Here is a 7,116-nt window from a genome sequence, read left to right on the forward strand (position 1 = left end):
TTTCATAATCATCTCTAGTGCTGCGGATAGCAATAACTATAGCAATTATTATTTTGGTGAGCTACAAAGCTTATCCTTTTAAGGCAATAGCCATGCATGCAATATTTAAGATCGTTTTAACGGAATCAGATCCCCCCCTTGATCAGGGGCTCACAGGGGTAGGTTTTTTACATTTGGGTCCTGCCCCACCCCCAATCCCCGACCGGTCGGGGGCGGATCACAGGGAGAGGAAAAGGAAAACAACGAAGAAGCGATGCATCGCTTTCTTATCCCCTACACCCTACACCCGGTCCCCCTACACCCCACACCTCACGTCTTTGTTAAAAACCTACCCTTATGAGTTGATCAGGGGGGTTAGGAGGGATCACTAATCACAGAAGACTGTACCTCGTAAGTGGGAGAAATGCTATATATCAATTACCCTGCCGTCGCCACCAAGCACGGACTAGTTTAATGTCGTCATAGGAGTAACGTTCTCCTAAGTATTCCCGTAATTGTTTCAGATACTGATCACCCACTTTTTCAATTGCTTTGATAATAGGCTCATGGTGTTCCAATGGTACCAGTCGTTTTAAATCCACTGGCTGATTCATTTCAATTAATTGGCTCAAATGATCTATTATAGTCCTGGTAGTATACCCTCTTTGTTTAGCAATTTCCTCTACACTTAACCCTTGTTGATAGAATTGCAGGGTTTTCATATAGGTACTGGAGGGCAGAGGTTCTGGTAGTTTTTGCTCTTGACAAAATGCCCTAATTTCTGAAACAAATTGCTCGCCATACTGAGTAACTTTATACTGAGTGACACCAGAAAGTTTAGCAAAATGCTCTAAGGTTTTGGGTTTCAGCTGTGCCATTAGTTTCAGTGTAGAATCAGCAAACACTACATAGGGCGGAATCGATTGACGGTCAGCTAGCTGTTTCCTTAGTTTTCGCAGTTTATCTAGCAGCAGCTCCGCTTCAGCTGCTCTGGGGTTAATTTCCCCTAAGGCTTTTTCTACAGATGATTGGGGAATAGAAACATAAACAGAACGTTGTTTGCGCAGGATTTCCCAACTTAGTTTATTGAGCTTCAGCACAGAGTAGCCATCGGTGGTTTGGTCTACTAATCCCTGGTGCAAAAGCGATCGCACTAGAATTTTCCAAGCCTCTGCAGTTTTATCTTTACCAATACCATAAGTAGAGAGTAAGTGATGGCCATATTGCTCAATTTTTTTACTTTTTGAGCCCCGCAACACTTGAATAATGTGGTTCATGCCAAACCGTTCCCGACACCGGGCTACACAAGAGAGGAATTTTTGAGCTTCAATCGTCCAATCTTCTACTGGCTTAGGATAGCAACAGTTATCACATTTGTCACAATTCCCTGGAAACCGCTCACCAAAGTACCCCAGCAAAATCCGGCGGCGACAATCTGTGCCTTCTGCGTAGTCAACAATCTGATTTAACTGTTGATAGGCAATCCGTTGTTCCTTGGGATCGGGCTTTTGATCAATCAGATAATGAAGTTTGGAGATATCACTAGCGCTGAATAAAACCGTACATGTGGCTGGTTCCCCATCCCGTCCTGCTCGTCCCGATTCCTGGTAATAACTTTCCAGGTTACGAGGTAAATCGTAGTGAATCACAAACCGTACATCGGGCTTATTAATTCCCATGCCAAAGGCTACGGTAGCTACGATTACCCGCACATCATCCCGGATAAACCGATTTTGATTGGTTGCCCTAGCCTTATCCGTCATTCCGCCATGGTAAGGTAGGGCAGAAATGCCATCATTCTCTAACCGGAAAGCTACTTCCTCTACAGAACGGCGGCTCGTACAGTAGACAATACCGGAACCTTGGTGAGAACGGATGTGTTGTAATAACTGTTTATAGCTTTGCCGTTGTTTTGGTTGAACGTCGTAGTAAAGGTTAGGACGGTTGAAACTAGCGATGTGAACCTTGGGCTGTCGCAATGCTAGTTGTTGGATAATGTCCTGTTGGACTCGATTGGTAGCAGTAGCGGTCAGGGCCAGCACTGAGCTATGGGGATAGCGGTGACGTAATAGTTTTAGTTGCCGGTATTCTGGGCGGAAATCATGCCCCCATTGTGAGACACAGTGCGCTTCATCAATGGCAAAGGTGGGAATACCGATTTGCGATCGCACTCTATCCAAAAATGGGATAAACTGTTCTGCTAGTAACCGTTCCGGTGATACGTAGAGTAATTTTATCTGACCCTGAAGGATAGCAGCTTCGCGCGATCGCATTTGTTGGAAGCTCAACGTACTATTGATAAAGGTAGCCCCAATCCCATTATCTTCCAAAGACGTCACTTGGTCTTGCATCAAGGCAATCAGAGGAGATACCACAACCGTTAAGCCCGGTTTCAGTAGCGCTGGCAGTTGATAACACAAGGATTTACCACCCCCAGTGGGCATTATTATCAGTAAATCCTGATTTTGCAGCGCCTCTTCAATAATCTGTCGCTGTCCTGGACGGAAACAGTCGTGACCAAAGAAATGTTTAAGGGCATGTTCCAGGGATGGCGACTGTTCCATGGTCGTGAGGGGATTGCGATCGCTTCAGTGTTTGTGACAGGACTTACGTATTGCCCCCTAAATCCCCCGAGCGAGGGATTGCTCGCTCGGGGGACTTTCGTGAATCTGTTCCCCCCAGTATTGGGGGGTTAGGGGGGCAAAACCAACTAAACTTCGTAAGTTTTATCTGATTAGATTCATAGCCTTAAAAACTATAACATAGACGTGCTATTCCCTACTCCTCACCTACAACTAAATCCCACAGGGCATCAATACCTCTGCCCACATACTCGGAATCCTGGTGTTGTTCAATCCATTTAATCACAACAGGGAGAACATGATTCGATGGTTTGCCCAATTGGCCCAAGGCATAAGCTGTTTCCCTACGCACAAAAAGATGTTCATCCTGAAGCCTTGGTAAGAGGGCGTTGACTACCGTTTCTGAGCTGTTGCCCAAATTACCCAAGGCTATGGCTGCCCAGCGACGTACACTAGAATCATCATCTTGAAGCTGTGCTATAAGGGCGTTGACTACGGTTTCTGAGCTATTGCCCAAATTGCCCAAGGCTATGGCTGCCCACCCACGTACATGATAATTGTGATCCTGAAGCTGTGCTAGAAGGGCGTTGACTAAAGTTTCTGAACTGTTGCCCAAACTACACAAGGCTATGGCTGCCCCCGAACGCACACGAGAATTATCATCCTGAAGCTGTGCTAGGAGGGCATTTACTACGGTTTCTGAACTGTTGCCCAATTTGCCTAAACCATAGCCTGCCCCCGAACGCACACCAGCATCGGGATCCTGAAGCTTTGCTAAAAGGGCGCTGACTACAGTTTCTGAGCTGTTGTCCGAATTGCCCAAGGCCACGGCTGCTCTGCCACGCACACCAGCATCGGGATCCTGAAGCTTTGCTAGGAGGGACTTGACTACGGTTTTTGAGCTATTGCCCAATTTGCCCAAAGCTATGGCTGCCCTCCAACGCACATCAGAATTCTGATCCTGAAACCTTGCTAAGAGGGCGTTGATTACAGTTTCTGAGCTATTGCCCAATTCGCCCAAGGCATCGGCTGCATTCCTACGCACATCAGAATTATCATCCTTTAGTCGTGCCAGCAATGTTGTAATTACCTGATCCTTTTCCCCTAACTCAGCCCGATAGTTAAGCAATCGCCACTCATCAATTCGATGGGATTGCTGTTCTAACAATTCCAATACCTGTGATTTAAAATCTGTTTCATAGAAACTACAAATTATCTGAAAAATCTGCTCGCGAATCTTCTCACCAACCCGATCCTCACCACTGACTTCTAACTCAACCAACCGCTCCAAAATCTCTTGCACTAAGCTCCTATCAGCACCACGCAAATTCTTCGGGTCTTCTGCTAAACAACTACCAGCAAACAACAAATCCCGATGCAACCACTGCTCGTAGTTACTCTTATTAGTCAAAACTGTCCGAATCGCCCTCGCCGCCTTTTTCGGTTTTTGTTGCGCTATCAGCAATAGTAACACCTCGCGCCAGTGGGAGTCATGCAAATGCTCCCGAATCTGACTTAAAACAATCTCAAAATCTCCCTCATTATCCGCCTGATAGTCAATTTCTTCAGCACACAAATATTCCTGAAACGTCTTATGAACAAACCCATAACAATTTTGCCCTTGCTCATTCAACAAACCAGTGCGATCGCGAATCAAGGTTACAAATGCTTCTGCTTCTTCTTCAGCTTGATACAACTCCACCTGCTTCAAGGTTTTAATCTGCTGACTCAACTGATCAATCAAATCATCCCGGTCTATCAAAGTACCACTGTCGTTATCTTCAACATTTCCCTGGGTATGAATCCAATAAGCCAATAATTCCATCAATCGGCGCAAATCATATAAATCTAGATACTTAAATAGTCCCTGATTGCTGATTTCTTTGTTAGCATCCCAAGACGTTAACAAGGTTTTGACTGCGCAATTATAAAGCTCAAACCGTTCTTTGGGCAAAACCGCTTGATACCGATGAATTAAAGCAATGATTGTCAACAATAACGGATTTCGTGCCAATAGCTTAATCCGGTCATTATCATCTAGTGCCTTTCGTAAACTATGCTTGCGCCTTTCAGCTTCTGCTTGGTCTTGAAACCGACTGTTATACCAGTTATCAATAAATGCTGAAATCTTGATATCATCAAAGGGTTCAATTTGATAGTGGGGAAATTCCTCAGTGCGGAAAAAGTCGCGCCGATAACCAGCAGGGCGAGATGTAATAATCGCGCAATTTCTGTCAAACTGTTCCAAAAAATTCTCGATGCGCCTGACTACATCATTCCGTTTAGCGTCTTCTGGGACTTCATCCAAACCATCGAGCAATATCAACGCTCTACCATCAGATAACCAATGCTCAAAAAATCCCACTGGTAACGGTTTCACTGACATCGTGTTTTCAGCAAATACCCGAGCATAGTCGATCAGGCTTTTATCGAGATTTATCGCAAAATCTCGCATCCTAATTAAAATCGGTAGCCAGTCCGTATCACCATCTAATCCTAAAATCTCAGGATTTTGCTGAGCCAACATTACTGCAAAATAACTCATCAAGGTAGTTTTTCCCGAGCCTGGCGCACCCAATATCACTACTCGTCTCGACTGACTTTGGCTCAATAACTGCTCCGCCAAGAATATGCGGCCAGTTGTCTTTGCCAATAGTGCTGTTTCTGACATTTCCCCACTACCGGCTGCTAACCAATCCCTTTCCCAAGCGCCAGCAGTTGATAGGTCTTCCACCACATCTGGCATTACAAAAATTTGCGCTAACTTCTCGGATTTTTCTACTTCTTGCCCAGGCACAGCTATGCCAGCAAATTTAACATCATCAAACCAGTTAGCTAACTGGTCACAATAATCCTGTTTAGCTACCTGAAATTTTAGATAAGTATCGGTCTGCTCAAAATAAGCATTAATAAATGTCTCCACCCAAAGCTTGAGACTGTCGTGATTCAGTTTAATGGTATGGGCTTCAGCTTGCTGTTGAAATACTGTGCTTAAAATCTCTCGATCAGGCTTCCCTTGATTAAGTAACGGTTTTTGTAATTCCGCCAAAACTGCTGAATGAGTAAAATAGTCGCGCAAAAAATTATTAACTCCATTCCAGCCATCCGGTCTAGCGTGAAAAAATAAGCGCTGGCTCGGATCCCGTTGTTTTTCCCATTCCTTAACTGCCGCTTCTCCCGCTTTGATTGCCTTCTCTACATCGCTTTTACTCAGAGCTTGACTTAAGCTATCCCATCCTTGTCCCGAAACAATCTCTAACAACGATTCCCCTATTTTCGGGATTGCCCAACCTGCTAATACTGACAAGGGTTCTATCATTGGTTTATAGTTATCGTTAATTATATTAATTATAGCAATTTAGGGAATCGGGAATCGGGAATCGGGAATCGGGAATCGGTTTTTTTGCGTGGGTTTGGATCCCCCGTTTCCCTTAATAAGGGGGAGTTTCCAGATAGTTTTATGGGCTCCCCTTAGGAAGCATTGAGTAGGGATTAGGGAGCAGGTAGTCGGGTTTTTTGCGTGGGTTTGGATCCCCCATTATCCCCCTTAATAAGGGGGACTTTCCAGATAGATTTCCAGGCTCCCCTTAGGAAGCATTGAGTAGGGATTAGGGAGCAGGTAGTCGGGTTTTTTGCGTGGATTTGGATCCCCCATTATCCCCCTTAATAAGGGGGACTTTCCAGATAGATTTCCGGGCTCCCCCCTTAGCTAAGGGGGGCTGGGGGGGATCAATCTAGTAAATGCGAGAGAAAGTTCGATACTCTGAAATATCTCCTACTCGAACACATAATTATTCTATCAAATTAAATGCTATCCCAGAATTAAACTCTAACTCAAATACTATACCATAATTACCGTATTAATTAAAAAAAATATGATGTTGACTAAGTAATAAATGATGCTTAAACAGCTTATTATAAGTTTAAAACTAATAAATTAATCGAATATGACGCTACGCGATTGGCCGTAGGCCACGCTAAAAGCGATTGACCTTTGGTCACGCTACGCGATCGCTTTTTTTTTTAATAATCCTAAAAATATCAAAAACTAATTACAAAAAAACTTAAAAAATACTTGACAAAATAAAGAATAAAATCTTAACATAAAACTGTTCGCTAATACAACAACAAAAAACTTATGGACATCGAAAACTTTCTCCCAACTTTTGAGTATAATCCCAACAATCCTAATCTCCCTGAATTATCTGGCCAAGCCCAGCCAGGACGGAAGCAAATCAAACATATATTGATCGGTTCTCCCAAAACTGTGCGGGTCACAATCTATAACCTTTATAGCCGTGGCTACGCACAAGTTCATGAGTGGAGCACTCCTCAACCTATCGGAAATTCTGGTGAGGTGATCAGTATATTGATTCGACATCTGTTAGTAGATTAAGATAGCAACTTGCCAGGGATTAGGATCCCTGTCTTGATGCAGTCGCTCATGGGGGAAACCCCCAAGACCGCGCTGCATCGCTGGCGACAGGTCAAAACTCAGGAGAAAGTACGACGTCCAAAGTCTAAAACCTAAGTTGGTATGTTGTTGATTTGGTGA

3 protein-coding genes are annotated in these 7,116 nt (G+C 44.2%); 1 reads left to right on the forward strand and 2 read right to left on the reverse strand.

Annotation, left to right across the window (positions count from 1 at the left end):
- Window positions 1–413: 413 nt before the first annotated feature.
- Both recQ and F6K46_RS19760 read right to left on the reverse strand, forming a co-directional pair.
- Window positions 414–2,543, reverse strand: a complete 2,130-nt coding sequence (recQ, locus tag F6K46_RS19755; protein ID WP_293059080.1) for a DNA helicase RecQ — start codon at window positions 2,541–2,543, stop codon at window positions 414–416.
- Between the two features lie 214 nt (window positions 2,544–2,757).
- Window positions 2,758–5,880 carry a HEAT repeat domain-containing protein gene (locus tag F6K46_RS19760; RefSeq protein ID WP_293059078.1) on the reverse strand — a complete coding sequence of 1,041 codons (3,123 nt, stop codon included), beginning with the start codon at window positions 5,878–5,880 and terminating at the stop codon, window positions 2,758–2,760.
- Between the two features lie 819 nt (window positions 5,881–6,699).
- Here F6K46_RS19760 and F6K46_RS19765 point away from each other — a divergent pair.
- The gene (locus F6K46_RS19765; protein WP_293059076.1) at window positions 6,700–6,957 is read left to right on the forward strand and encodes a hypothetical protein; all 258 of its coding nucleotides are present in this window, start codon (window positions 6,700–6,702) and stop codon (window positions 6,955–6,957) included.
- Window positions 6,958–7,116 lie beyond the last annotated feature (159 nt).

Source organism: Moorena sp. SIO3E8 (assembly GCF_010692445.1).
Classification (GTDB): domain Bacteria; phylum Cyanobacteriota; class Cyanobacteriia; order Cyanobacteriales; family Coleofasciculaceae; genus Moorena; species Moorena bouillonii.